The 24,601-nt window shown below is 46.0% G+C and carries 21 protein-coding genes; 11 read left to right on the top strand and 10 right to left on the bottom strand.

Annotation, left to right across the window (positions count from 1 at the left end; translation table 11 throughout):
- Position 1: 1 nt before the first annotated feature.
- Positions 2-865: a DUF58 domain-containing protein gene (locus C7475_RS12635; protein ID WP_110053701.1), complete on the bottom strand. Its 864-nt coding sequence runs from the start codon at positions 863-865 to the stop codon at positions 2-4.
- A 50-nt stretch (positions 866-915) separates the two neighbouring features.
- Positions 916-1,914 carry a MoxR family ATPase gene (locus C7475_RS12630; RefSeq protein ID WP_110053700.1) on the bottom strand — a complete coding sequence of 333 codons (999 nt, stop codon included), beginning with the start codon at positions 1,912-1,914 and terminating at the stop codon, positions 916-918.
- A 312-nt stretch (positions 1,915-2,226) separates the two neighbouring features.
- Between C7475_RS12630 and C7475_RS12625 the strand changes: the two genes are divergently transcribed.
- The 5 genes from C7475_RS12625 (at position 2,227) to C7475_RS12605 (ending at position 4,783) form a co-directional block, all read left to right on the top strand.
- Positions 2,227-2,568: a hypothetical protein gene (locus tag C7475_RS12625; RefSeq protein WP_110053699.1), complete on the top strand. Its 342-nt coding sequence runs from the start codon at positions 2,227-2,229 to the stop codon at positions 2,566-2,568.
- A gap of 28 nt (positions 2,569-2,596) precedes the next feature.
- On the top strand, positions 2,597-3,124 hold the full coding sequence (locus tag C7475_RS12620; protein ID WP_158286494.1) for a GNAT family N-acetyltransferase: 528 nt from the start codon (positions 2,597-2,599) through the stop codon (positions 3,122-3,124).
- A gap of 9 nt (positions 3,125-3,133) precedes the next feature.
- A complete protein-coding gene (locus C7475_RS12615) occupies positions 3,134-3,793 on the top strand; it encodes a peptidylprolyl isomerase (RefSeq protein WP_110053697.1) in 660 nt (219 codons plus the stop codon).
- A gap of 56 nt (positions 3,794-3,849) precedes the next feature.
- On the top strand, positions 3,850-4,230 hold the full coding sequence (gene gcvH / locus C7475_RS12610) for a glycine cleavage system protein GcvH (protein WP_110053696.1): 381 nt from the start codon (positions 3,850-3,852) through the stop codon (positions 4,228-4,230).
- A gap of 133 nt (positions 4,231-4,363) precedes the next feature.
- Entirely contained in the window at positions 4,364-4,783 is a 420-nt protein-coding gene (locus tag C7475_RS12605) for a VanZ family protein (RefSeq protein WP_110053695.1), read from the top strand.
- Between the two features lie 17 nt (positions 4,784-4,800).
- Here C7475_RS12605 and C7475_RS12600 read toward each other — a convergent pair whose 3' ends face one another.
- On the bottom strand, positions 4,801-5,481 hold the full coding sequence (locus tag C7475_RS12600; protein WP_110053694.1) for an OmpA family protein: 681 nt from the start codon (positions 5,479-5,481) through the stop codon (positions 4,801-4,803).
- Positions 5,482-5,626: 145 nt separating this feature from the next.
- Positions 5,627-6,691: a peptide chain release factor 1 gene (prfA, locus tag C7475_RS12595; protein WP_110053693.1), complete on the bottom strand. Its 1,065-nt coding sequence runs from the start codon at positions 6,689-6,691 to the stop codon at positions 5,627-5,629.
- An 82-nt stretch (positions 6,692-6,773) separates the two neighbouring features.
- Between prfA and C7475_RS12590 the strand changes: the two genes are divergently transcribed.
- Positions 6,774-7,928, top strand: coding sequence for an amidohydrolase family protein (locus C7475_RS12590; RefSeq protein WP_110053692.1), 1,155 nt, complete (start codon positions 6,774-6,776; stop codon positions 7,926-7,928).
- A 31-nt stretch (positions 7,929-7,959) separates the two neighbouring features.
- Complete coding sequence (locus C7475_RS12585; protein WP_158286493.1) at positions 7,960-9,051, top strand: mechanosensitive ion channel family protein; 1,092 nt, start codon at positions 7,960-7,962, stop codon at positions 9,049-9,051.
- A 53-nt stretch (positions 9,052-9,104) separates the two neighbouring features.
- Here C7475_RS12585 and C7475_RS12580 read toward each other — a convergent pair whose 3' ends face one another.
- Genes C7475_RS12580 through C7475_RS12570 form a run of 3 tightly spaced genes read right to left on the bottom strand, consistent with a single transcriptional unit; the run spans position 9,105 to position 11,271 of the window.
- On the bottom strand, positions 9,105-9,623 hold the full coding sequence (locus tag C7475_RS12580) for a thioredoxin family protein (RefSeq protein ID WP_110053690.1): 519 nt from the start codon (positions 9,621-9,623) through the stop codon (positions 9,105-9,107).
- Between the two features lie 9 nt (positions 9,624-9,632).
- Positions 9,633-10,247, bottom strand: a complete 615-nt coding sequence (locus C7475_RS33280) for a MerR family transcriptional regulator (RefSeq protein WP_233259836.1) — start codon at positions 10,245-10,247, stop codon at positions 9,633-9,635.
- Between the two features lie 52 nt (positions 10,248-10,299).
- Positions 10,300-11,271 (bottom strand): M23 family metallopeptidase, encoded by a 972-nt coding sequence (locus C7475_RS12570; protein WP_110053689.1) that lies wholly within the window; start codon positions 11,269-11,271, stop codon positions 10,300-10,302.
- 281 nt (positions 11,272-11,552) lie between these two features.
- Between C7475_RS12570 and alaS the strand changes: the two genes are divergently transcribed.
- Together alaS and C7475_RS12560 are read left to right on the top strand one after the other, a co-directional pair.
- Positions 11,553-14,168 (top strand): alanine--tRNA ligase, encoded by a 2,616-nt coding sequence (alaS, locus tag C7475_RS12565; RefSeq protein ID WP_110053688.1) that lies wholly within the window; start codon positions 11,553-11,555, stop codon positions 14,166-14,168.
- Between the two features lie 176 nt (positions 14,169-14,344).
- Positions 14,345-15,373 carry a PDZ domain-containing protein gene (locus C7475_RS12560; protein WP_110053687.1) on the top strand — a complete coding sequence of 343 codons (1,029 nt, stop codon included), beginning with the start codon at positions 14,345-14,347 and terminating at the stop codon, positions 15,371-15,373.
- Between the two features lie 362 nt (positions 15,374-15,735).
- Here the strand turns inward: C7475_RS12560 and C7475_RS12555 are convergent, their stop codons facing one another.
- The gene (locus C7475_RS12555) at positions 15,736-17,106 is read right to left on the bottom strand and encodes an aldehyde dehydrogenase (RefSeq protein WP_110053686.1); all 1,371 of its coding nucleotides are present in this window, start codon (positions 17,104-17,106) and stop codon (positions 15,736-15,738) included.
- Positions 17,107-17,302: 196 nt separating this feature from the next.
- On the opposite strand from C7475_RS12555, the gene gatB reads away from it, so the two are divergent.
- Both gatB and C7475_RS12545 read left to right on the top strand, forming a co-directional pair.
- Positions 17,303-18,757, top strand: coding sequence for an Asp-tRNA(Asn)/Glu-tRNA(Gln) amidotransferase subunit GatB (gatB, locus tag C7475_RS12550; RefSeq protein WP_110053685.1), 1,455 nt, complete (start codon positions 17,303-17,305; stop codon positions 18,755-18,757).
- Positions 18,758-18,772: 15 nt separating this feature from the next.
- Entirely contained in the window at positions 18,773-19,936 is a 1,164-nt protein-coding gene (locus tag C7475_RS12545) for a TlpA disulfide reductase family protein (protein WP_199236213.1), read from the top strand.
- A 124-nt stretch (positions 19,937-20,060) separates the two neighbouring features.
- Here the strand turns inward: C7475_RS12545 and C7475_RS12540 are convergent, their stop codons facing one another.
- Together C7475_RS12540 and C7475_RS12535 are read right to left on the bottom strand one after the other, a co-directional pair.
- Positions 20,061-21,482, bottom strand: a complete 1,422-nt coding sequence (locus tag C7475_RS12540) for a RagB/SusD family nutrient uptake outer membrane protein (RefSeq protein ID WP_110054058.1) — start codon at positions 21,480-21,482, stop codon at positions 20,061-20,063.
- 18 nt (positions 21,483-21,500) lie between these two features.
- Entirely contained in the window at positions 21,501-24,482 is a 2,982-nt protein-coding gene (locus C7475_RS12535) for a TonB-dependent receptor (protein WP_110053684.1), read from the bottom strand.
- Positions 24,483-24,601: the final 119 nt, after the last annotated feature.

Genomic DNA, 24,601 nt, shown 5'->3' with positions numbered 1-24,601 from the left:
ATCACCTGTTTACGAAAAAGGATTGTAAGGCTTTTACATAATCTTCATCCGTACGTATGCTGATAAGCTCCGCCCCACTTTTCTTAAAAGAGTTACGGCAATATTGCACATGCTGATGGAACTGCTGGGTATAATACTGCTGCACTTTTTTATCAGAAGAATCCACCCACTGACGGTCGCCCGTTTCCAGGTCATTCATCTGGATGAGGCCTACAGATGGCAGCTCTTTGTCGCGCTGATCGTAAATATGAACCCCCACCATGTCATGCCGTTTGGATGCAATGTTCAGGGCATCCTGGTAACTACCGGTGAGGAAGTCGCTCATGAGAAACACAATGCTCCTTTTCTTATTGGCGTTGTTAAAGAAACGGAGTGTTTCCTTAATATTGGTTCCTTTACGTTTAGGCTCAAAAGAGATCAGCTCACGAATGATGAACAGGATATGTGACTTACCTTTTTTAGGCGGGATATATTTTTCCACTCCATCACTGAAGAAGATAACGCCTACCTTATCGTTGTTGTTGATAGCGGAAAATGCCAGTACGGCACATAATTCCGTCATCATGTTCCGTTTGTTCTGTTTGGAAGTACCAAAGATGGAGCTTTCACTCACATCCACCATCAACATCACGGTGAGCTCACGTTCCTCTTCGAAGATCTTTACGAACGGGTGATTGAAACGCGCTGTCACATTCCAGTCAATAGACCGGATGTCATCTCCGAACTGGTATTCCCTTACTTCACTGAAAGACATACCACGGCCTTTAAAAGCACTGTGATACTCCCCTGAGAATATATGATTGGAGAGGCCTCTGGTCTTTATTTCCAGCCGCCTTACCCTTTTTAGTATTTCTGCAGTATCCACCGGTAATGATTAAAATGAATAATGATTAGCACTCTTCAATACAGCCACTATTATGGCACTTCAACTGCATTCAGGATCTCGCTGAGAATGTTCTCGCTGGTTACATTTTCAGCTTCTGCCTCATAGGTAAGACCCACACGGTGACGCATTACGTCAAAACAGATGCTGCGCACATCCTCAGGGATCACATAACCTCTGCGTTTGGTGAATGCATATGCTTTAGCTGCCAATGCAAGACTGATACTTGCCCTCGGAGAACCACCATAAGAGATCAGTGGCTTCAGTTTCTGCAGTTTGTAGTCCTCCGGATTACGTGTTGCAAAAACGATATCAAGGATATAGCGTTCTATCTTTTCATCCATGTACACTTCACGTACCAGCTTACGCGCTGTGATAATATCTGAAGGCTGTACTACCGGGTTGATGGTTGCAGTAGCCTGAGGGTTCAGGTTCTGACGAATGATGTGCAGCTCTTCTTCTTTAGTTGGATAACCGATCGTTACTTTCAACATAAAACGGTCTACCTGTGCTTCCGGCAGCATGTAGGTACCTTCCTGCTCAATCGGGTTCTGGGTAGCCAGTACCAGGAACGGATCGTCCAGTTTGAAGGTAGTATCACCAATGGTGATCTGTCTTTCCTGCATTGCTTCCAGCAGCGCACTCTGCACCTTTGCGGGGGCACGGTTGATCTCATCTGCCAGGATAAAGTTGGCGAAGATAGGACCACGGCGTACCACAAACTCGTTCTTTTGCTGGTTGTATATCATCGTACCTACCACGTCGGCCGGCAAAAGGTCCGGCGTAAACTGGATACGGCTGAATTTTGCATTAATTGCAGATGACAGGGATTTAATGGACAATGTTTTTGCCAGACCAGGTACACCCTCCAGCAATACGTGACCACCTGCCAGCAGGCCGATAAGCAACCTCTCTACCATGTAACGCTGACCAACGATCACCTTACTCAGTTCCAGGTTCAACAGGTCCACAAATGCGCTGGCCTGATGGATCTTTTCGTTCAATTGACGGATATCCGATGTATTCTCCATGCTTATATATTATTTACAAGTTTGCTAAAGTAAACATTCCGCGGGTAAAACCTAGCCACCAGCGCAGGATTTGCCCGTTAAAATGCTGTTAATAATAACATTATAAATGACAAATTACGAATTACGTTCATGATTATCAGGGAACTGCGGTTTTTCAGGTATGCCTTATATCAGAAAATGGTCATTCATAAGTCTCAATAACTCATGCGTCCAAATTAATAAAGCCTGGCCATATTTATATCATCTTTTTTTATAACGTACATTTGCAAACGTAACTTCTCCATACGGAGCTCATAATTAAATATTTAGAAGATGCAGGACGAATTCGCGCAGCAATGGAAAAGGGTGGAGGATATGCTTACTGAACGTTTCGGAAAGAAACCGAACATGGAGGCGATCCTCTTTTTAATAGGTATCCAGGAGCTGGGCCACATGAAAAAGAAATTTACCAAAGAACAGAAACAGGACCTCATGCATGTGGCCACCTGTACCCTGTTAAGCCAGAGTGGCTACTTTGAACTGGAAGGGTATGACAAAGATGGCTGGCCTCATTTTAAAGAGGCACAAGCTGTTCCTAAAATGAATATGATCGAACAGGAAAGATTTCTGCAGGAACATATTATTGCATACTTTGACGATCTTGAGGGGCGCTGACAGCGCTCCTCACTTAACCCGGATGATCATGCAACCATACCATATCGCCCCCATAACGGCCGGTCAGCTGGATATTCTGGTACAACTGGAACAACAGACCTTTACAGAAACCTTTGATGGTATTTACACCCCGGAAGATCTGACGACCTTCCTGCTTGATAAGAAAAGCAAAGAAGCCCTTGCCACTGAAATGAACGCCCCAGGCGCCCTTTTCTTCATGGTCTGGCACGAGCAGCAACCTGCCGGCTTCCTTAAACTGAACCTGCATAAACAACCGGATAATAACGGCCCGCTGCCGACGCCTGTTGTAGAAGTAGAGAAAATATATGTGCTGCAACAGTTCCAGGGCATGCGCCTGGGCAAACTGCTTATCGAACATAGCTTCCAGGTTGCCAGAGATAACAAGGCCACAACTATTTGGCTTGGGGTTTGGGAACATAATCACAAGGCTATCCGTTTTTATCAGCAACAAGGATTCGAAAAGTTTGGAGAACATATTTTCCAGATCGGGAATCAGGCTGATACCGACTGGCTCATGAAAAAACAATTACCATAAACCACCTGCATGAAAAGACTGCTACTCCTGTTACTATTATTATCATCATTTGCCACTACCATGGCCAAGAACCGGAAAGTAAAAGTTATTACGCCCTATGGCACCATGATCATCAGACTGTATGATCAGACACCGCAACACAGAAATAACTTCATTAAACTGGTGAAAGCCCATTTCTACGACAGTACACTCTTCCACCGTGTTATCAATACCTTCATGATACAAGGCGGCGATCCCGATTCAAAACATGCACTACCCGGCGCTGCTCTCGGCAATGGAGATGTGAATTATACCATTCCCGCCGAATTCCAGCTGGACCTTTATCATATGAAAGGAGCACTGGCTGCGGCACGTGATGATAATCCCGCAAAAGCAAGTTCCGGCTGTCAGTTCTACATCGTACAAGGAAAAAAGTGGACAGACGAACAATTGGACAAACTGGAACAAACGCGGTTAGGTGGTCGTAAGATCCCGGTAGATCAGAGAGAATACTACAAAAAATATGGCGGTACTCCTCAGTTAGATCAGAGCTATACTATATTCGGACAAGTGATAAAAGGTCTTGATGTGATTGATAAAATCGCAACACAAAAAACAGATGCGAATGATCGTCCCTTAACAGATGTGCCCATGAAAATAAGATTGATACATAAATTCCTTTTCTTCTAACACTTTTATTCTCATTTGGAATTTCATTACTTTTACCGCTTAAAATCAAACTTGCCATGAATTTTCCATCAAATCTGCGTTACACCAAAGACCATGAATGGGTTCTCCTGGATGGTAATACAGCAACCATTGGTATTACTGAATTTGCACAACGCGAATTAGGGGACATCGTTTTTGTAGACATTCCTACCATTGGTAAAACACTGGAGGCTGAAGATGTATTCGGCACCGTAGAAGCTGTAAAAACTGTATCTGATCTGTTCCTGCCTGTTGCCGGCACCCTCAACGAATTCAATGAGGAACTGGAGAGTGATCCTGAACTGGTGAATACTGATCCTTATGGTGATGGCTGGATGGTTAAAATGACCGTTAAGAATCCTAAGGATGTAGAAGGTTTGCTTGACGCAGCTGCTTACGGAAAGCTTGTTGGCGAATAATCTGCATACTTCTCCACGATATTTATAATAAAAGGTTAAAAAGGGTATAACCCTGTAAAAGTTTAAGGTTATAAGGTTGGCTACAACTTTATAACCTTATAACTTTACGGCCTAAACTAATACGGTGCCAGCAATGAAAATTATCAAATACTACCTGCCAGCCACAATCTGGATACTACTGGTACTTTATGTATGTACGATACCCGGAGAAAAAATCCCATCTAACCCATTGTTCGAAAAGATCCATATTGATAAGATCGTACACTTCGGCTTATTCGGAGGTACAGTATTCTTCCTTTGCCTGGGAGTATATCTGCAAAAGAGGATCATCTCTAAATTCACATTGACCATCATTGCTATCTCCGCATCTTTTTATGGTCTCGCTATTGAATATATCCAGAAGTACATTGCTGTTCACCGCAGCTTTGATATGAGTGACGTTGCAGCAGATACAGTCGGCGCTGTTGCTGGCATCCTCGCTTTTAACCTTGTCAGAAAATGGTGGCTGGATAAAAAAAATGCCCCCGCAGAGCGGAGGCACAATACGATATAATGATATCAGTCTGAATATTACTGCTGACCAGATTCTTTCTTAGCGTCAGTTTTCATCTTATCATTCGCGAAGATGGAGAATTCCACACGACGGTTTTTAGCTTTATTAGCATCTGAAGTATTAGGCACTACAGGCTGAGTGGCGCCGTACCAATAACTCTGTACACGGCTTGCAGCAACACCCTGTGCTTTCAGGAAATTACCCACCGCAACAGCGCGTCTTTCAGAAAGTTTCATATTATAGTCATAAGTACCGGTAGTATCTGTATGACCTTCTACACGTACATAAGTGTCTGGATATTTATTCAGGATGGTTGCCAGCTCTTTAATGTTTGTCTGTGCCTGTGCGGTCAGGTCTGATTTATCGAAGCCGAACAGTACACCGGAAGCAAAAGTCACATTGATACCTTCACCCACACGTTCAACAGTTGCATTTGGTACCTGGTTCTTGATCTCCTGCGCCTGCTTGTCCATCTTTTTACCGATCAATACACCCGCGCCACCACCAACAGCAGCACCAATGATCGCACCTAAGGCAGTATTACCTGCTGCTTTACCGATAACAGCACCGGTTGCAGCACCACCACCAACGCCAATTACAGCACCTTTCTTGGTGTTATCCATACTCTGCCAGGTCTTACAACCAAACAACATCGATGCGGACAGTACAATAGCTACAATAGGATTTATTCTTTTCATCTTAATTAGTTTAAACGTTCTTTTAATATGCTAATTGTTGTTAAGCGTTATTCTATAGACAAATATGCTGCCAGATTTTCAAAGTGGCAGCATACCAGCGGACTAAATATTATTATCCGCGCAAATGTAATGTATAATTGCAATACTAACTTCCCAGCTTCATCTTCTCAGCATTCTCTGCAAACTGAAGCGCCTGCACCATTTCCTGAATGTCTCCATTCATGAAAGCATCAAGATTGTAAACGGTCATACCGATACGGTGATCGGTTACACGCCCCTGGGGATAATTATATGTTCTGATCTTGGCAGAACGGTCGCCTGTGGAAACAAGGCTCTTACGTTGTGAAGCAATTGCCTCTTCATGTTTGCGTACCGCCGCTTCAAAAATGCGGCTACGCAGCATCTTCATGGCAATATCTCTATTGGAGTGCTGGCTACGTCCTTCCTGGCACTCTACTACCACACCGGTAGGGATGTGCGTAAGACGTACCGCGGATTCCGTTTTGTTTACGTGCTGACCACCCGCACCGGATGAACGGAATGTATCCATCTTAATATCCGCTTCCCTTACATCCACGTCCACTTCTTCTGCTTCCGGCAGGATTGCCACCGTTGCGGCAGAAGTATGTACACGACCTGATGTTTCAGTAGCTGGTACACGTTGTACACGATGCACCCCGGACTCGAACTTCAGCGTGCCATATACATCATCTCCGGTCACTTCCACAACAACCTCTTTATAACCACCCACCGCACCGGGAGTTTCACTAATAACATTGGCGCCCCAGCCTTTCAGCTCGCAGTAACGCAGGTACATACGCAGCAGGTCCCCGGCAAAAAGACTGGCTTCATCACCACCGGTACCACCGCGGATCTCGAGCATGGCATTCTTTTCATCCTGGGGATCTTTCGGGATCAGCAGGTTACGGATCGCTTCTTCCTGTTCTACCTTCTGGTTCTGGAGTGACTCAGTTTCCTCTTTGGCCAGGTCTCTCATTTCCTCATCACCACTTTCCAGTACTTCTTTATTAAAAGCGATGCTGTCAAGTAGCTTCATATAGGCATCATATGCCTTTACGATCTTCTCAAGCTGGCGGTATTCCTTACTCAGCTTGCTGAACTGTTTATTGTCGCTAACTACCTCGGGGTTAGTTAATGCCAGCGATACCTGCTCAAAACGGCCCTTTATCGCATCAAGTTTATCTATCATAATTATCTTTGTTGGGAGGATATGGATAGGTCAATGACGATCCACCTCCTCTGACTGGGCGCAAAATTAATATAATTACTACATGTCTCAACAGCTGAAATTTAAGGGAACGGCATTATTTAACGGGCGGCAGCTATTACCCGGCAGTATGGTATTGATATTGTCTGACAAGGGCATTGTGCAGGACATTGTGCATGAAAGCGCAGCTGGCAGTGATGTTCAACAATTTAACGGCCTGCTGAGCCCAGGCTTTGTCAACACCCATTGCCACCTGGAACTGTCCCATATGGGAGGGGTGGTACCCGAAAAGACGGGCCTGCCGGCATTCCTGACCAGCGTCATGGAAAAAAGAGCACAGCAGGATGCTGCTTCCCAGGTAACTGCTATGCAACAGGCGGCGACGGCTATGTGGGAGAGTGGTGTCAGCGCAGTCGGCGACATCTGCAACGGTACTGCCTCACTGGCATTCAAAAAGGACTCCTCCCTGTATTATCATTCTTTTATAGAATGTATGGGCTTTGCCCCCGGCTTTGCACAACAACGTTACGATTATAGCCTCGATGTGCTCAGACAGTTCAGGGAATTGAATGGTCCCCTCCATTCCTGTTCCATTGTACCTCACGCACCTTATTCCGTGAGTGAGGCTCTTTTCTCTCTATTGTCGGCAACTCCTGATAATACCCCCGTTAGCATCCATAACCAGGAATGCGAGGCAGAAAATAATCTGTACCAGGACAAAACGGGTGCCTTTCTCGACTTTTACCGGCACTTTAATATGGACGCTACGGCCTTCAGGGAAACAGGTACAAACAGCCTTCCGGCATGGCTACCCTGGTTCAGGCAACTGCCGGTATTACTGGTACACAATACCTATACTACCGAAACAGATATCGCCTTTACAAAGGAGCAGGCCCCCCAGGCATACTGGTGCCTATGTCCGCAGGCTAACTTATATATAGAAGATCGTTTGCCCGACATCGCCCTGCTTCGTAGCCAGGGTTGTACTATTACACTGGGCACCGATAGCCTTGCTTCCAATCATCAGCTATCTATCTGGCAGGAAATCCAGACCATCCGTAAGTACTACTCAAACATTGCGCTGGAAGAAATTTTGCAATGGGCCACACTGAATGGTGCTATAGCACTGGGCATACAAGGCAGATATGGCAGCTTTGAGAACGGGAAACAACCAGGCGTAATTTTAATAGATGAAAAAGATAGTCGCAGGATTCTCTAATTTCGCGACAAGAAGAATGCAAACGTATACTATGAATAATTTACTAGACCAGGTTATACTTGGCAACCCTATCCAAAACTATTTTATACTGGCAATTATATTGCTGTTTGTATCAATGATCAAACGCTATCTCTCAAGATTTCTGGCCACCCAGTTATATAAGGAGGTAAGGCGCTGGGCGCCTGATATTGACCAGCATGAGTTTTCACATCTGCTATTGGTGCCGCTGGAGTACTTCCTGCTGCTGGTCACCTTCATGCTCACGGTAGATCACCTGAACTTTCCTCCGGAACTGGACATACTCGTATACAATGGGTTTACACTGAAAGCGGTGCTCCATACTATCATGGAGCTGGCCCTTACAGTTTCTATCATCTGGATCGTATTGCGCGTGATTGATTTCGTATCACTGATGATCAGTAAGAGTGCAGACCTGTCTCACGACATCACAGACAACCAGTTTATTGTATTCTTCCGTGACTTCTTTAAAGCGATCGTCTTCATCTTTGGCGCCATTGCTTTCATTCGCATTCTCTTTGGCGCTGTATTGGTGAACAAGATCATAGCGGGTCTCGGTATCGGTGCTGCAGCCCTTGCACTCGCTGCCAAAGAAAGTATAGAGAACCTGATCTGTTCCTTTATCATTTTCTTTGATAAACCATTCCGTGTAGGCGATTCAGTGAAAGTTGATTCCTTTCAGGGCAATGTTGAGAAGATAGGTCTGCGCAGCACCCGCATCCGCACATTGGAGAAAACATACGTAACTGTTCCTAATAAAAAGATGGTGGACAGTGTACTTGATAACCTTTCACTGCGTACACACCAACGGGTAGCTTTAAAAGTGGAAGTAGCGGGCGATACGCCGGCGGAGAATATGATGCAGGTATTACAGGATATCAAACAATTACTGACTACTCACGAAAAAATACAGGAAGGATTTATTGTGAACCTGAATGAATTCACGAAAGACACCTATGTTATCCAGATCATTTATCTGACTCCTGTTATTGAAGGCGTACAATACAACGCACTCCGTAACGAGATCAACCTGGCAGTAGTAGCCATCCTGGAAAAGAGAGATGCAAAGTTATCCAGCACGAAAGTGGAAATACACGAGAAATAAAAAAATCCCGGGCAGATGATCTGCCCGGGATTTTTCTTTATAGTTAATTATAATCAGTCTTTATCTTTCAGATTTGCCTTCAGCAGGATCTTTGCCATATCACCTTCAAGAGATTCAGTTACATCTCCACTTACGCGGCCAATTTCTTTTCCGTCACGGAATAAAATGAACGTAGGCAGTTTCTTTACTTTGTAATCCTGCGGAGCATTTGCATTCAGCTTTTCATCAGCACCATAGGTCAGCACCTGCTCATCAGGGCTTCCACCCAGGATCATGATCTTGTATAATGCAGGCAGCAGCTTGCGGCTCTGGTCTTCCCACGTACCTACTACTGCAACTATATTGAATTTACCACGATTATCCTTAATGTAATTCTGCATATTGTCATTAGGCTGATATCCGTTCACACCTGTATAGAACCATGCAAAAGCACTGTCATTCATTAAAGTCTTCATTTCTATTTTTCCCTTCAGCACTTTTTTGCCGTTGGAAGCTCTGCTTGCTGTGGTTTGTGCCCATGTCAGGGTTGACAGTAACAGACCGCCAACCAGTAGTAATGATTTCAATCGCATAATTTATTTTTATAATTGTTCCTTCAGTTCAGTTAGAAAACCCTTTACCTTTAGCAAAGCTTGTACCATTTCGAAACTGCGGGCTGCCAGCTTCCGGTCTTCCTTTAATTTCTGCTTCGCGCCTTCAATGGTGTATTTTCTTTCTCTTAATAAATGATAGATAAGTTTCAGATGCTGAATATCCTCCTGGCGGAATAACCTGTCGCCTTTACGGTTCTTTTTAGGTTGCAGAATATCAAACTCATTTTCCCAGTAGCGGATCAATGACGTATTTACGCGGAACATCGTTGCCACTTCACTGATAGAGTAGTATTGCTTATCTAAAGGGATCGCATCCAGTGACTTCATCAGGTCCGGATCGTCTGCTACTTCCTTTAATGATTTCCTGCCACGTTTTTTTTGTGGCGGCTGTGTGGCTGTAACAGATGTACCAGTGCCTGTAAAAGGAATGGGAGGGAGATTATCAGGCGGCATCTGCACCTGTATCTTCACTGGGATCTCCACCTCCGGCAAAGGCCTTGGCGGTGGCGGTTTCTGAACAGTAACCGGCTCAGGTACCTGTTCAGGTACTGGTGGTTTCGGTTTCGGATCCGGTGAAGAAAAGAGGTCCAGTTGTTGCATCATGGCACCAAATTACAAAATTCTCCACTGTTATTGCAGGTTCAGCTTTAACAACTTAGTCGAAAGACTGATTACCGGAGCGGGCAATTTTCAACATGCGGTCAAACTCTTCCGGAGAGAGGTCGTTAAAGAAGAAGTATACAGGATCAACTTTCTCACCGTTTTTCACTACTTCATAGTGACAGTGAGGGCCTGTCGATTTACCCGTACTACCTACCCAGCCAAGTACATCTCCACGTTTTACGGTCATACCTGATTTTACCTTCATGCGCAACATGTGTCCGTAAAGTGTCTTGTAGCCATAGCCGTGATTAACCAGTACGTGATTACCATATCCTACATCGCTGGCGCTGGCATCTTCAACAACACCGTCGCCGGTTGCATAAATAGGCGTACCTGAAGGAGCTGCGAAGTCCAGCCCGGAGTGATATTTTACAGTTTTATAGATGGGATCGATGCGGTAACCAAAGCCGGAGGCTATTCGTTTCAGGTCCTTGTTCGCCACGGGTTGAATGGCGGGGATCGAAGCCAGCATCTTCTGTTTATTTTTTACCAGATCATCTATCTTTTCGTAAGATTTTGCTTGTATGGATATACGATGAAGCAGTTCCTGCAGCAAAGCGCCAGTGCTGGCAATGATCTCGCTGCTGGAGAATGATTGCAGCTGGCTCAGTTCTTCTTCTTTCTCTCTGCTTCCCGCGCGGGTACTGTCAGGAATAGGAGATGCTTCGAAGATAACACGGTAGATCTCGTTATCACGGTGTTCCAGTTCAGACAACTGGGTCCTCACCTCGTTCATACGGTCTTCCATAGCCTCATACCGCTCATTCATCACCTCTATCTCCCGGCGTAGTCTCTTTTCCTTGGGGGAATCCAGTACCCGGTAAGATACCGACAGGAATATGAACCCTGTTACGATCGCAGCAGAGACAAATCCCAATATTCTTAATAGCTTCACCCGCAGCGATACTACGAGCTTTTCATATTTCAGTGTTTGTGTATTGTAAAAGTATTTAACCTTCTTCATGTACCGGCCTTAAGCATTTAAGCAGAACCTACATTCCCGATGGAAGTCCTTTGTTACTTTTAATAGGGTTATAACAGATATGGATGAGAGGATATAGACTTTTTCAATATTTTTGCACTCCTCCCGCGAATACGGCAGGGTGTGCAAACCTAAGGGAAATAGAGTAAAAGGGCAATCTTTTGAGTGTCAATTTTCTAAATACCGCTAGTTGGCTTAAAATACAAATTAAAGCCATTTAGGTGACACAAAATTATAATACATACCAATTATTTCAAAGACTTATGACCGCTCCTGAGATTCGTCAGCAATTCCTGGACTTTTTTGCGTCCAAAGGGCACCACATCGTGCCTTCTGCTCCTATTGTAGTAAAGAACGACCCTACCCTGCTGTTCACCAACGCGGGTATGAACCAGTTTAAAGACTACTTTCTGGGCAATAGGGCGCCGGCCTGGAAGAGAGTGGCGGATACCCAGAAATGCCTCCGTGTTAGCGGTAAACACAACGACCTGGAAGAAGTGGGCATCGATACCTACCACCATACCATGTTCGAAATGCTCGGTAACTGGAGCTTTGGCGACTATTTCAAGAAAGACGCTATCGACTGGAGCTGGCAACTGCTTACAGAAATCTATAAAATCCCTAAAGACCGTCTCTATGTAACTGTCTTTGAAGGAGATGCAAGCGAAAACCTGGAAAAAGACCAGGAAGCTTATGACTTCTGGAAACAACACGTTCCGGAAGACCGTATCCTGATGGGCAATAAAAAAGATAATTTCTGGGAAATGGGGGAAACCGGTCCTTGCGGCCCCTGCTCAGAGATCCATGTGGACTGCCGCCCGGACAATGAAAGAGCCCTGGTAGACGGTAAGACCCGCGTGAACGCCGACGATCCGCAGGTGATCGAGATCTGGAACAACGTATTCATGCAGTTCAACCGCCTGAAAGATAAATCCCTGGAGCCGCTTCCCGCTAAACACGTGGATACCGGTATGGGCTTCGAGCGCCTCGTAAGGGTATTGCAGGGTAAAAATTCCAACTACGACACAGACGTATTCTCTGGTACAATCGAACATACCGAAAAGCTGACCGGATTGAAATATGGCCGTACAGACAGCAAACAGGACGTGGCCTTCCGTGTGATCGCTGACCACATCCGCGCTATCTGTTTCGCTATCGCCGATGGTCAGCTGCCTTCCAATACCGGTGCCGGATACGTGATCCGTCGTATCCTCCGTCGTGCCGTGAGGTATTATTTCTCCTTCCTGAATCAAAAGAAACCTTTGTTGCATGACCTGGTACCTGTGCTGGCGCAGCAATTTGCTAACGTGTTCCCCGAACTGCAGCAGCAGGTAGACTTTGTCACCAAAGTGGTATTCGAAGAAGAAAACAACTTCCTCCGTACCCTGGATAGCGGTATCCGCAGAATAGAAGATTTTATGGGCGCTGCCAAACAGAAAGCTGTTGATGGCAGGACCGCCTTTGAATTATATGATACCTACGGCTTCCCGTACGACCTGACCAGCCTCATAGCGTCCGAAAATGGCTTCGCTGTGGATGAGAAAGGTTTTGAGGTAGCCATGAAGGAACAGAAAGACCGTTCCCGTGCTGCTACCGAACTGGATATGGGCGACTGGACCGTGCTGGACGAAAATCCTGTTTCTGTTTTCGTTGGATATGAGTTATCTGAAACTGAGACCTCCGTTACCAAATACCGTAAGATCAAGGCAAAAGGGAAAGAGCAGTACCAGCTGGTCCTGTCACAGACCCCATTCTATGCAGAAAGCGGCGGACAGGTAGGAGATACCGGTACCCTGACCTTCAACGGTGAATCTATCAACGTAACAGATACTAAGAAGGAAAATAACCTGATCGTTCATTTTGTAGATAAGTTACCTGCTAATATATCAACCACTGCGAAAGCGGTGATCAACAGGCAGAACCGTCTGGAAACCACCCAGAACCACTCTGCTACGCACTTGCTGCACGCAGCGCTCCGTCAGGTATTGGGTACGCACGTTGCTCAGAAGGGTTCCCTGGTGAATCCTGAATACCTGCGCTTTGACTTTTCCCACTTCGCTAAAGTAGCTGACGAAGAACTGGAAAAGATCGAAAATATAGTAAATGAAAAGATCCGCGCCAACATCCCGGTAGTGATCAAGGAACTGCCGAAAGATGAAGCGATGAAACTTGGAGCAATGGCCCTCTTCGGTGAGAAATATGGTGATGTTGTACGTGTGGTGATCATGGACCCGGCTTATTCAGTAGAGCTTTGCGGTGGTACCCACATCGGTGCTACAGGAGAACTGGGACTCTTCAAGTTCACAGCTGAAAGTGCCGTAGCTGCTGGTGTACGTCGTATTGAAGCAGTAACCGGCGGTAATGCATTGGCTTTCGTAGATGCACAACTGCGCCAGCTGAAAGAGATCAAAACAGCTTTGAAGAATCCAAAGGATCCAATTACCGCTGTAGAAACTTTGCTGCAGGATAAAACATCCCTCGAAAAACAACTTGAGGTACTGGAACAGGAGAAAGTACGCCAGCTCTCTGCCGGATTACAGAAACAGGTGGAACAGATCAACGGTATCAATTTCCTCGGTAAGATCGTGGAGGTAGGCAATGCTGATGCCCTGAAACAACTGTGCTTCAACCTGAAGAATGAGATAGAAAATCACGTATTCATCTTCGCTGCAAATGTTGGTGGTAAAGCTAACGTGGCCCTCATGATCTCTGAGAACCTGGTAACAGAGAAAGGCCTGGAAGCTCCGAAGATCATCAAGGAAAAGATCGCTCCGATCATCAAAGGCGGCGGCGGCGGACAGAAGTCATTCGCAACTGCAGGCGGTCAGGAAGCTGGTCAGCTGGACCAGGTGATCTCTCAGGTGAAGGCGATATTGTAACAAACTTCCCTGGCCAAGTGCCTGATATATTTAAAAGAGGGTATCGTAACAGATACCCTTTTTTGTTTGCTTGATCTCAATACTTCCCGGCTTTGCCTATTTTAACTTTTCCTTTATTATAACCGCTCCTAAATTTGCCTTGTTAACTACATTTCACTACTATAAAAGAGGATATTATGAGCAAGCTATTGCAGACCCTCACACTGGCAAGCATTACCTGCTTTGCTTTCAGCTCTGCCACTATCGCCCAGGATAAAAAAGGCGATAAAATGGGAGAGTACGATGAGATCGTCATCAAACGAAACAGCAATAAGGACGGCAAAGTGACCATCGAGATCAAGGACGGCAACGTACTGGTAGACGGGGAAAAAATGGATGCTTATAAAGACGGCGATATCTCTGTTTACAGACGCCGTATCAGGCCTGTAGATGGCAACAACTTCAATTTCGCCCCTCGCGGAGGTGTGCAGTTCTTCAATGATGATGAAGACAGTGATGATACTGCAGGCGCCATGCCGGATATTAAACCGGGAAAAGCCGTTCTGGGTGTATTTACAGAAAAGAAAGAAGCTGCAGGCGCTACCATACGGGAAGTAGCTAAAGGTACTCCTGCCGAAAAAGCCGGTCTCAAGGTAGGCGACGTTATTACCCGTGTGGATGCCGACAAGATCGACGAACCGAAAGACCTGTTTGAAAAGATCGGTAAACACGATCCAGGCGATAAAGTGACCATCACGTACCTGCGTGATAAGAAAGAGAGCACAGCTACTGTGACCCTGGATGAAAGAAAAGATATGGGCACACTGGAACTCTTTCCTCGGGGCGGCAATCAGGGCTTCCGCCGCATTCCCCGTGGAGAATTCAACTTTGGAGATGATTTCCGCGGACCAGGTCCTAATCGCTCCCGCGGTTTCAATGAAGAGAATGACGTGAAACTTGGATTGTCCGTTCAGGATACTGAAGATGGCAATGGCGCCGTAGTATTGGATGTAACTCCAGGTTCTGCTGCCGAAAAGGCTGGATTCAAGGAAAAGGATATCATCACCAAAATAGCGGGCGACGATGTAAATTCTACCCGTGACGTGACCAATGCCTATCGCGCAAACAAAGATAAAGGCAGCATCACTGCCCAGGTAAAAAGAGCGGGGCAGGAAAAGACATTAGAGATCAAGGTGCCGAAGAAACTACATAAAGTCGATCTGTAACAGATTGGCCGTTCAATAAAAAGGATGCGTTCCCGGTCGGGAAGCATCCTTTTTTTATGGATCCAGATGATCCGAAAGTATTTCAAGTCCGACGATGCGTCGGGGATGCGTCGTATATGAAGCATGTATACGTCATGTATAAAGCGTACTATATCCTAATCCTGATACTATATTATCGCCTCTTCTATGCTCCGTCTCTGCTTGGTCTCTGCTTGGTCTCTGCGTCTTCTCTGCTAGTTCTATGCTTGGACTACCGCCCAAAAAGAGACACCAAATCAATCAACAAATTGATATACAATCAATTAATGCTCTTAAGCGGCTATTTCATGTCCAAAACAGCATGCTAAAATAGTATCAGACTATTATTTCATTAACATACGGACCCATTTCAGCTTATTCCTGAACGGCGGGTACTTCATCGCTACATCTATCCAGGTTCCTGTTTTCATGATGCTCTTGGCATGCGTAAATGTCATAAAGCTATATTTACCATGGTATTGTCCCATCCCGCTATGCCCGACACCACCAAAAGGCATTTCCGGGTTCGTAAAGTGTCCCAGGGTATTGTTGATACATCCACCGCCAAAGCTTACCTGCTCCGTAAATACCTTTTCTGTACTATCTCTTTTGGTAAAAAGATAAAGCGACAAAGCATTGGGTTGCGCCCGGACCAGCCTCACGGCTTCCTCTATGGTGGTAAAAGTCAGCACGGGAAGAATAGGACCAAATATTTCCTCCTGCATAACAGGACTGTCCCAGGATACATTTTCCAAAAGGGTAGGCGCCATAAACAGCTGATCCTCATCACCGGTTCCGCCATGTATCACTTTCCCCTGCTGTAAATAGCTATTCAGGGTTACCCATCGCTTTCTATTGATGATTCGGGCATAGTCCGGACTAGCTGCAGGATTCTCTCCGAAAAACTTAAGGATCGCCTTTTTCATCGCTGCCACCAGTTCCTCTTTCACACTGCTATGCACCAATACATAATCGGGCGCGATACAGGTTTGCCCGGCATTCCAGAACTTCCCCCATACAATACGTTTCGCTGCTACAGAGATATTCACTTTATCGTCTACAATACAGGGCGATTTCCCCCCCAGTTCCAGCGTAACCGGCATTAGCTGCGGCGTGGCCAGCTCCATGACTTTCCGGCCTATAGCAGCGCTTCCGGTAAAGAACACATGATCAAAACGATGCTGCATTACTTGCGGGATAACTGCGCTGCCATCTCCTTCCAGGGTAGTAATATAAGCGGGGTCAAAGGTTTCCCGGATCAGGGAAGCTATTACTGCGGATGTTTTAGGCGTTAGTTCAGAAGGTTTTACAATAGCACAGTTGCCACCGGCAATTGCCCCGGCCAGCGGAGCCATAATGAGTTGAAAAGGGTAGTTCCAGGGTCCTATGATAAGTGTTAAGCCCAGCGGCACACGATGCACCCTGCTCTTACTGGGATACATTACAAAAGGGCTGCTGACATCCTCTGGTCTCATCCAGCGTTTGAGGTTGTTGAGTATGTGCTTTATTTCGACGTAAAGAAACCCTATTTCGCTACTGTAAGCCTCAACCGGATGTTTATGCAGGTCGGCATGTAAAGCGTCCAGAATATCCCTTTCCCGCTTTTTAATGGCACTTTTAAGCAGTTTAAGCTGCAGCCGTCGGAATTTATAAGAGAGCGTCTTGCCCGACGCAAAAAAGGTCTGCTGTACATTATAGATATCCTGGGTATTCATACTACCCTGAAGGTACTGAAAATGGTAAAAGAGTGGGTTTATTCGCCTGATCCGGCGGAAGGTATAGGAACAGAATATAGGTTGAATGGTTCTGCAACACAAGAATACTAAAATTTTGTTAAATTCCAATAATATTCTCCGGATTCCCCTTTCTACCCTTCATTATATATATTTGCGCTAATAGCAGAAGATCATCATGAGCGCAGCCATCGATTTTGACAAATATGAGGTAGTAATTGGTCTGGAAGTACACGCCCAGTTACTGACAGAAAGCAAATTATTTTGTGGAGACAGTGCAGCTTTCGGAGGCGCTCCCAATACACATATCAGTCCTATCACGCTAGGTCATCCGGGCACTCTGCCCTTACTGAACCGTCAGGCAGTGGAATTTGCCATCAGGCTCGGACTGGCATGCCAGAGCAGGATTGAGCGGGAGAACTATTTTGCCCGTAAGAACTATTTCTACCCGGATCTCCCGAAAGGATACCAGATCTCACAGCATACGGCTCCCATCTGCGATGGCGGGCTGGTTGCTATTCCCGTTCCCGGCGGACAAAGGGAGATAAAACTGAACCGCATCCACCTGGAAGAAGATGCCGGAAAATCCATGCACGACCAGGACCCGTCCTTCACCATGGTGGATTATAACCGTGCAGGCGTTCCGCTTGTGGAGATCGTAACAGAGCCCGACCTTCATAGCAGCGATGAGGTATATGCTTTCCTGACCACTCTCCGCAGACTGGTACGCTGGCTGGATGTATGTGATGGCAACATGGAAGAAGGAAGTATGCGCTGCGACGCCAATATTTCCATCCGCCTGAAAGGAGAGACAAAACTGGGTACCAAAGTAGAAGTAAAGAACCTGAACTCCATCCGTAACGTAAAACGCGCAGTGGAAGGAGAAATAAAACGTCAGATCACCCTTGTAGAAAATGGCGAAACCATCATGCAGGAAACACGGAGTTTTGATGCCGGCAACGGTACATCTTTCTCCCTGCGTTCCAAAGAAGAGGCGAACGACTATCGCTACTTCCCCGATCCTGATCTGGCGCCGTTCAACGTAACAGACGAATACCTGGATAGCATCCTGAAATCCCTTCCCGAACTGCCGGAAGCACAGGTACAACGGTACGTAAGCCAGTACGGACTACCCGAATATGATGCACGCGTTATCTGTGATGATAAAGCAACGGCTGACTATTACGAGCAGGTGGCCACCATCATTCCGTCACATAAAGCAGTGGCCAACTGGTTACTCGGTCCGGTTAAATCCACCCTTAATGATCAGGGCGGGTCCATGACCACTTTCCCGTTAGCACCAGCCGCACTGGCCAGTTTGATACAACTTGTTGAGGATGGAAAGGTCAGCTTCTCCATCGCATCTTCCCGCATCTTCCCGGAACTGTTGCAACACCCGACAGAACAACCGCTGGATATTGCAACCCGCCTTAACCTGCTTCAGGATAACAACGCAAATAACATTGCACCGATTATTGATGAAGTACTCGCCAAATACCCTGACAAGGTAGCCGAGTTCCGTAGTGGTAAGAAAGGATTGATGGGACTCTTTGTCGGCGAGGTAATGAAACTATCCAAAGGCAAGGCTGATCCTAAGTTGACGAACCAGCTGCTTGCAGAAAAACTGAAATAATTATAACTGATCAATATGAAGAAATTTGCTTTATGGGCAGTAGCCGGATTATTCCTGGCCAGCTGCTCGCAACAAACAGAGAAAGGCGATTTTGTTATCAATGCACATATAGACAACGCACCTTTAGGCAAAATATACCTGGAAGAACTGACGCTTGAAGAAGCCAAAGTAGTGGATACTGCCGTTATAAAAGACGCCAGCGGTAAATTCACCCTGAAAGGTATGCTGCCGGAACAGGCACTTTATCGCATCCGTTTTGCCGAAAATAACCGCTTCATCCTGCTCGGTCTTGATGCCGGTACTATGAGTATCGAAGGTGATTACAATAACCTGGAAAAGGTTAAAATCGAGAATTCTGAAGCCTCTTCGGAAATACAGCAACTGCTGAACGAAGCGAGCACAAAGAACCAGGCCCTGACGCAGGAGATGAAGGCGCTGGATAGCCTTTACCAGATTAAAACTCCCGATACCATCCTGAAACCACGGGTGGCCGCTTTCGAAGCAAAACAAAAAGATCTGGAACAGTTCATTATGAAAGCAGCAACGGATACAAAGTCGCCTGCAGTTGCAGCATTCGCGCTTAGCATGGTAAGCACTCCCACTTTGCTGCAGGATCAGAAAGTGATCACTGACATAAAGAACCGTTTCCCTGAAAATACACTAATCACCAGCTTCACGAATAAACTGAACGAAATATCACAAAAGAGCTCAGCTCCAAGTGAAGACGCCATGGCTGCCGAAGACGCAAATATGACTGCTGTAAAGATCGGCCAGACAGCACCTGATTTCACGTTGCCTGACCTCGCAGGAAAAGCTACCAGTCTTAGCTCCTTTAAGGGTAAATATGTACTGGTAGACTTCTGGGCCAGCTGGTGCAAACCATGCCGTATGGAAAATCCAAATGTGGTACAGGCTTACAATACCTACAAGGATAAGAACTTTACTATCCTGGGTGTTTCTCTCGACAGAACAAAAGAAGCATGGGCAAAAGCTATAACGGCAGATGGCCTTACCTGGAGCCATGTGAGTGATCTGAAGTTCTGGGAATCTTCAGTGGTGCCATTGTACGGACTGAATTCTATCCCGTCCAACATGCTGCTCGATCCGCAGGGAAAGATCATCGCTATCGGATTAAGAGGCCCTGAATTACAGGCTAAACTTCAGGAAGTATTGAAATGATCATCACTACAGATAATAGAAAAGGGTCCGTCTGAAACGGACCTTTTTCTATTTATCGACCGGCTATAAAAAGAGAGCGGCTGTTCAAACGATGAACAGCCGCTCTCTTTTATACGATCTGAAATTAATTGTAGCCTGGGTTCTGATGTCCTTTCAATGCAGGACTCAGATCTATTTCACGTTGAGGAATTGGTAAGATCACTCTGTCTGCACCAGCTTTTTTATCCGGATCATTCGCACGTAATGATTGTCCTCTTCTCAGCAGGTCCATTCTGCGGTGGCCTTCAAAACAAAGTTCTTTACGTCTTTCGTTCAGTATGGCAGTGATCAGTGCATCGGGAGTTGCAAAGTTTGCGATGTCCCACTCAGCAAGTCCTGCACGCTTTCTCAAAGCATTTATCAGATCGATGGATTCCTGATTCACACCACCGGCAGCAGCCAGCGCTTCCGCCCTGTTAAGGTACATTTCAGTTACCCTGATCATTGGCGCGTTGTCTTTGGCAGGCGATACATCAGGGAACTTCAGTGTAAACCTTCTGATCTCCTGGTTTGCGGCCTTGCCTTCATCGCTCATGGCAAATCTTTTGTCATTCGCTTCCTGGGCAAATGCTTGTATCAGTTCAGGAGAAAAAGGACATTCACCACGTCCTGCCGGACGATAATAGCCTGCCCAACTCAAACTTCCAGGATTATCAGTCTCAGTGTTCTGGATGGAAAAGACATCTTCTGCCGTATTACCATCATAAAATGCATAGTCGTTGGCCAGCTTATAGTAAGGAGCATCTAATACAGCTTTCGCATACTGTGCCGCTTTATCCCATTGTTCACGGTACAGATACAGCCTTGACAAAAGACCATTTGCTGCACCTTTTGTTGCACGTCCTCTCGCCAGCATCGGATCGCTGAAGGTATCACTCAGATCGGGTAATGCCTCCAACAGATCTTTTTCAATCTGCGCTTGTACTTCGTTGACAGTACTTCTCGCAGGATAGGTAATAGTACCATCAAAAGCAGCAATTACCAACGGAATACCTGGTGATCCACCCTGTGCTACCTGATAAGGCTGGGCAAAGAGATTCAACATTTCGAAGTAGAGGATGGCCCTCATGAACTTTGCTTCTGCCACATACATCTTCCGGTCAGTGGCTGTAAACGAAGGGTCCTGTATACCAGGCACTTTGTCCACCACTGCATTGGCTCCCAAAATGGCGTCATAGTGAATACGCCATATCTCACTTAACATGGAGTTGGTTGTAGAAGTGACAAAGTTATTGATCTCACTCAACTGGAAAGTACTACCTACATAATTGCTGTTATCGGCCATAAAATCGCCCATGATCTGAGCCTGACCTCCAAATACCTCCGGGCGTTGGGAACGGCTATAAACGCCGTATAATGCACTTAAAGCAGTAGGCCCTGAAGTAAATACCTGTTCGGTAGGAATTGCCTGTTCAGGGTCCTGGTCAAGGTCTTTACTGCAGGAAAACAGGCTGGTACAGGTCAAACCTGCCAGCACCCATATCAATATCTTATTTTGCCGGTTCATATTGGCTGTTTTCATATTTTAAAATACCAGGTTCACACCTACAGTGATCGTTTTGGGTTGAGGCAGGGAGAAAGAAGATTCTCCGGCCACCTGTCCGTTTGAGCCATACAGGGAAACCTCCGGATCAGCACCACGGAAGTCTTTATTTTTCACCGTCCACAGGTTCTGTCCCAGCACATATAAGCGTGCGCCGCTCAGCACATGTGTATTGCTTAACAGGTTGGACGGCAGATTATAGCCCAGTGTCAATGTTTTCAGGCGCAGGAAAGAACCGTCAAACAGTTGTTCGGTAGATAACTGACTGAAAGGCTTTGTTTTCCAGGAGGCACTGGTAGCTGCCGGAGCAAATGCATGGTCACCCGGCTTCTGCCAGTAGTTCAGCATGTCTTTACTGAGATTGTTTGTAGTCGATGTTGCATTATCCAGTATCTGGAATTCATTCAACATAACTTTACTACCATAAGAGAAGTAGAAATTAACTCCGAGATCAAACTGTTTGTATCGTACGGTATTATTGAAACCACCTGTCAATTTCGGTATAGAGTTACCAGCTATGATCTGATCATTGGCAGTTGGAGCAGTAGTGGCTTTTCCGTCTTTGGTATACCATTCAGGATCTCCTGTTTCGGGATTGATTCCCTTATAATTGTACACGTAGAACGAATTCATTTCGTATCCTTCTATCACACGTTGACCACCGAATGAGCTAAGTATATAGTTCCTCCCTTCCTCATCCTTGTTGCTGGAAGCAAGCGATATTACCTTATTCTTCACAAAACCGAGGTTAAGGCTGCTCGTCCATTCTATGTTTCTGGTACGTACGGGGATCCCGGTTATCTGAACATCCACACCTCTGTTACGCATTTTGCCTGCATTCCTGGTAGACGATCCAAAACCCGTAGTAGATGGTACAGCCATAGCTAACAGTAGATCCTGGGAGAATTTGCTGTAATAATCAACTGTCAGTTGCAACCTGTTGTTCAATACATTCACTGCAAGACCGAGGTCGAATTGTTTAGTTTCTTCCCATCCCAGGTCTGGGTTCTTGATCTGGGTAGGCCTTAATCCCGACTGACCAGCATAGTTGGCATCAACACCGGCAGAATACAGCCCCAGATAACTGTAGTAATTAATACGGTCGTTACCTGTCACACCATAACTGGCGCTTAGTTTCAGGTAGTCGATAAAACTTATATCTTTCAGGAACTGTTCCTGTGACATTACCCAGCCACCGGATACCGCCCAAAAGTTACCGTACTTTTTATTTGCACCGAAACGGGAAGAACCGTCCCTTCGCAGCGTTCCTTCAAACAGGTATTTATCCTGGAAATGGTAGTTACCCCGGAAAATATAAGATTCAAGTGCCCAGCGCTGACCTGTTGCCGTTCCGGTGGTCACTGCTGCAGATCCCACGTTCAGTAACTGATCGCTGGTATAACCTGTACCTGTAACTTTAATATCGTCATATCTCGCTGTCTCATAACTGTAAGCAGCCAATAATGTCACCTGGTGTTTGTCTCCGATGCGCTTATCATAATTAAGACTGCTGGTAGACAACCATTTATTATCCTGCCAGATGGTGCGACTTCCCGAACCATTCGGTACCAGTTTGGAAGATCTGCGGACACGCTCTTCTGTTTCCAGCAGATCTATACCCCAGTCGGTTTTGACCCAGAGATCGTCTGTGATATTGAGCTTTGCATATGCATTACCAGTATTGCGGCGGGTATAATATTTATTCGTGCTTAAGGCTATATTAGCGAGCGTGTTTGTAGCCGGATTCGCAAACTGTCCATCGTCTGTATAAGCAGGAGTGAATGGTGTATTGAAAAATCCCGCTGTATATGGCGGCAGGAAGTTACTGGCGGTCAGCGCATTACCCTCCTGGTAAATGCGGTCCATGTCAGTGTAAGCGGTGCTGAAATTTACTCCCAGCTGCAAATGCCTGCTAGCAGTATGTTCCAGGTTTACGCGGCCAGACAATCTTTGCAGGTTGTTACCGATCACAAAGCTTTCATCATCCATGTAGTTACCTCCTACATAAAAGCGGGTCTTATCACTTCCCCCACTGGCAGAAATTGCATAATTATTGGTTCTGCCGGTCCTGGTAACCAGCGACGGCCAGTCAGTACTTTTTGCCGGGAAATCGACCGGCGCAGTTCCTTTGACCTTGGTGATGTAGTCATTATAGAAAGTGCGGTATTCCTCCCCGTTCATAACATCCAGCTTGTTTGTAGGACTTACCCAACCGGTATAATAATCCAGTTTAAGCTGTGTTTTATGGTTAAGCGCACCTTTTTTTGTTGCTATCAGTATTACCCCGTTTGAGCCTCTGGAACCGTAAATAGCGGCAGCTGCTGCGTCTTTCAGTACCGTGATGGAAGCAATGTCTTCCGGGTTGATCTCCAGGAGAGGATTCAATGCGGCCCCTCCACCGAAGGAGGTACTGTAAGTGCCGTCATTGAGCGGCACCCCGTCTACGACAAACATTGGCTGGCTACCGGCAGTAATAGAAGCAGTTCCCCTCACCCGGAGGAGGGAGGCATTCCCAAGCACACCCGAGGAATTGGTCATGTTTACGCCAGCTACTTGTCCCTGAAGGAGTTGTTGTGGGGATACTGCCGGTACGTTGGTTATATCGGCCGCTTTCACTACCGATACTGCCTCGGTAGTATATTTCTGAGATTGTTCTCCATACCCGACTACAACCACCTCTGAAAGCCTGGAAGAAGCCGCATGCAGTTTTATATCGAGCCGGCTGATATCTGCCCCGACCTTTACCTGCCGGGAGTCATATCCAACCATAGAAAATTGCAGTTCAGGCGTTCCGCCTACGCTCATAGAGAAAGATCCGTCAGGATTGGTGGCAACACGGTAAGTGGAGCCTTTCATGCGAATAGTAACACCTGACAGCGGCATTCCGCTGCTATCAGCTTTAACGGTGCCTGTAAGTGTTCTCATCTGCGCAAAAGCAGGCAGCACAGCTACTAATGAAAACAAATACAGGAATACTCCTTTTTTTCATCAAATAGAATTTAAATTAATGCAGGAAGCAGCATTAGTTATATAGTACCAAGATTTGAAATACCACATCTGTGGTTAAATGTGGTCAATTGTCC

Source organism: Chitinophaga sp. S165, assembly GCF_003182155.1.
In the GTDB taxonomy this organism is placed as follows: Bacteria; Bacteroidota; Bacteroidia; order Chitinophagales; family Chitinophagaceae; genus Chitinophaga.
This window is presented reverse-complemented; position numbering and strand designations above follow the sequence as displayed.

Excerpts from the sequence above, each read along its gene's own strand:
- C7475_RS12630 (WP_110053700.1), bottom strand. The coding sequence starts at position 1,914 with ATGGAGAATACATCGGATATCCGTCAATTGAACGAAAAGATCCATCAG.
- C7475_RS12625 (WP_110053699.1), top strand. The coding sequence starts at position 2,227 with ATGCAGGACGAATTCGCGCAGCAATGGAAAAGGGTGGAGGATATGCTT.
- C7475_RS12620 (WP_158286494.1), top strand. The coding sequence starts at position 2,597 with ATGCAACCATACCATATCGCCCCCATAACGGCCGGTCAGCTGGATATT.
- C7475_RS12615 (WP_110053697.1), top strand. The coding sequence starts at position 3,134 with ATGAAAAGACTGCTACTCCTGTTACTATTATTATCATCATTTGCCACT.
- gcvH (WP_110053696.1), top strand. The coding sequence starts at position 3,850 with ATGAATTTTCCATCAAATCTGCGTTACACCAAAGACCATGAATGGGTT.
- C7475_RS12605 (WP_110053695.1), top strand. The coding sequence starts at position 4,364 with ATGAAAATTATCAAATACTACCTGCCAGCCACAATCTGGATACTACTG.
- C7475_RS12600 (WP_110053694.1), bottom strand. The coding sequence starts at position 5,481 with ATGAAAAGAATAAATCCTATTGTAGCTATTGTACTGTCCGCATCGATG.
- prfA (WP_110053693.1), bottom strand. The coding sequence starts at position 6,691 with ATGATAGATAAACTTGATGCGATAAAGGGCCGTTTTGAGCAGGTATCG.
- C7475_RS12590 (WP_110053692.1), top strand. The coding sequence starts at position 6,774 with ATGTCTCAACAGCTGAAATTTAAGGGAACGGCATTATTTAACGGGCGG.
- C7475_RS12585 (WP_158286493.1), top strand. The coding sequence starts at position 7,960 with ATGAATAATTTACTAGACCAGGTTATACTTGGCAACCCTATCCAAAAC.
- C7475_RS12580 (WP_110053690.1), bottom strand. The coding sequence starts at position 9,623 with ATGCGATTGAAATCATTACTACTGGTTGGCGGTCTGTTACTGTCAACC.
- C7475_RS33280 (WP_233259836.1), bottom strand. The coding sequence starts at position 10,247 with ATGATGCAACAACTGGACCTCTTTTCTTCACCGGATCCGAAACCGAAA.
- C7475_RS12570 (WP_110053689.1), bottom strand. The coding sequence starts at position 11,271 with ATGAAGAAGGTTAAATACTTTTACAATACACAAACACTGAAATATGAA.
- alaS (WP_110053688.1), top strand. The coding sequence starts at position 11,553 with ATGACCGCTCCTGAGATTCGTCAGCAATTCCTGGACTTTTTTGCGTCC.
- C7475_RS12560 (WP_110053687.1), top strand. The coding sequence starts at position 14,345 with ATGAGCAAGCTATTGCAGACCCTCACACTGGCAAGCATTACCTGCTTT.
- C7475_RS12555 (WP_110053686.1), bottom strand. The coding sequence starts at position 17,106 with ATGAATACCCAGGATATCTATAATGTACAGCAGACCTTTTTTGCGTCG.
- gatB (WP_110053685.1), top strand. The coding sequence starts at position 17,303 with ATGAGCGCAGCCATCGATTTTGACAAATATGAGGTAGTAATTGGTCTG.
- C7475_RS12545 (WP_199236213.1), top strand. The coding sequence starts at position 18,773 with ATGAAGAAATTTGCTTTATGGGCAGTAGCCGGATTATTCCTGGCCAGC.
- C7475_RS12540 (WP_110054058.1), bottom strand. The coding sequence starts at position 21,482 with ATGAACCGGCAAAATAAGATATTGATATGGGTGCTGGCAGGTTTGACC.